Here is a 1,909-nt window from a genome sequence, read left to right as displayed (position 1 = left end):
CTCAAGAAGCAAGGTATCACTGTCATTGGTCTAGAGCACCTGCGTTCGGATCTTGCGCAGCCACTGATTGACAATTATCTGGCTACTGGTGTGATGTCCAATGAATTAAGTGCAATGCTCAAAACTAAGCATATAGACGTTACTTTGTTTGAAAATGCACGTTCAAATGGTATGCGCATTGTTGCTCTTGATGCGAATATTACGGCTCGCCCTAACATTCAAGGGACAGAGCATGGGTTGATGTATCGGGCTGGAGCTGCAAATAATATAGCGGTAGACACGTTGCAAAAATTGCCAGCGGGTGAAAAATTTGTTGCTATCTATGGGAGAGCACATTTGCAATCTCACAAAGGCATTGAAGGGTTTGTTCCTGGCATTACCCATCGTTTAGGTTTACCGGCACTTAAAGTGAGTGAAACGAACCAATTCAAGATTGAGAAGGATGATGTGAGTCTACGTGCTGTTTACGAAGATGTCGTGAATAAACCAAAGATTGTTTTCACTAGCTCCTTAAGTGGAGAGGACGGTCATGTTAATAATAAACATGTTGATAGTTGGAAGCGTGTTGAAGTTCTACCTCAAACGGGTGGCGGGGAAACTCGATTTGATGGACAAGTTATTGTTCAAATGGAGAACGACCCTGTGGTGGCTAAAGCTGCGGGGAACTTAGCAGGTAAACATCCTGATAAGAGTGTGGTAGTTCAACTTGATTCAGACGGAAACTATCGAGTGGTGTTTGGTGACCCCTCGAAGCTTGATGGAAAGGTTAGATGGCAATTAGTTGGTCATGGCCGTGGTGATTCAGAAAACAATAATATGCGCATGAGTGGTTATAGTGCTGATGAATTAGCAGTCAAGCTTGCTAAATTGAATCAAGCCTTCAGTGGATCAGGAAGCATCACCACTCAACCTGATCATATTAGCGTCGTGGGCTGTTCTTTAATTAGTGATGACAAACAGAAAGGCTTTGGTAAGCAGCTTATTAAAGCGATGGATATAAATGGAATTCGTAGCGATGTTTCAGTCCGGAGCTCAGAGGTTGCGGTTGACTCAACTGGTCGTAAACACACTCGTGATGCTAATGGCGACTGGGTACAAAAAGCGCCACAACACAAAGTTACATTTAGTTTGGATGCTCAAGGTGAAGTGACGACGAAAGAAGAGCGTATTCGAAATGGCATTGCTGAAGGAAACATTAATCTTTCTCACGTTGGTATGAGCAAGACGGACGAGTCTGTCCGTGGGGCTATTGGTGAAAACAACAATGTTTTTGAGGCACCAGAAAAAAGAAAAATAAATCAAGGAACCTCCTCAACTTCAGGAAACAGCAATCAGCTCAGCTACTCTGGGAACATCCAAGTGAATGTGGGCGATGGCGAGTTTACCGCGGTGAATTGGGGCACATCTAACGTTAGCATTAAAGTGGGCACTGGTGGCTTTAAGTCATTGGCATTTGGTGATAACAATGTGATGGTTCATATCGGTAATGGTCAGAGCAAACACAGCTTCGATATCGGTGGCTATCAGGCTCTGGAAGGTGCGCAGATGTTTATCGGAAATCGCAACGTGAGCTTCAACTTAGGACGAAGCAATGATTTGATTGTGATGCTGGATAAATCGATCCCAACCCCACCACTTGTTAACCCGTTTGATGGGGCCGCTCGTATTTCTGGAGTTCTGCAAGGTATAGCAAATTCGGGCAAAGGCAAAGATTGGGTTTCTGCTCAAAATCAACAGTGGACATTGTCAGGCGCGAAGAAGTTCGTTAAAGATATGTCTGGTTTAGATCAAAGTAGCAGTGTTGACTATGACACTCTTGTGAGTTTGGATTCGCAAAATGGACGTAGTAGCCGAGGTTTGAAGAATGACACTGAAGCTGTTCTGAACAAGAAGTTCAACAAATGGTTAG

At 43.9% G+C, this 1,909-nt stretch carries 1 protein-coding gene; it reads left to right on the top strand.

Features of this window, described 5'->3' with window-relative positions:
- On the top strand, positions 1-1,909 hold a 1,909-nt coding region (locus AB4653_RS09675; protein WP_372103998.1), incomplete at both ends, for a C80 family cysteine peptidase.

Source organism: Vibrio sp. 10N.222.48.A3 (assembly GCF_041475345.1).
In the GTDB taxonomy this organism is placed as follows: Bacteria; Pseudomonadota; Gammaproteobacteria; order Enterobacterales; family Vibrionaceae; genus Vibrio; species Vibrio tasmaniensis_A.
The sequence above is the reverse complement of the archived record's forward strand: the minus strand, read 5'-3'. Positions and strand labels throughout refer to the sequence as shown.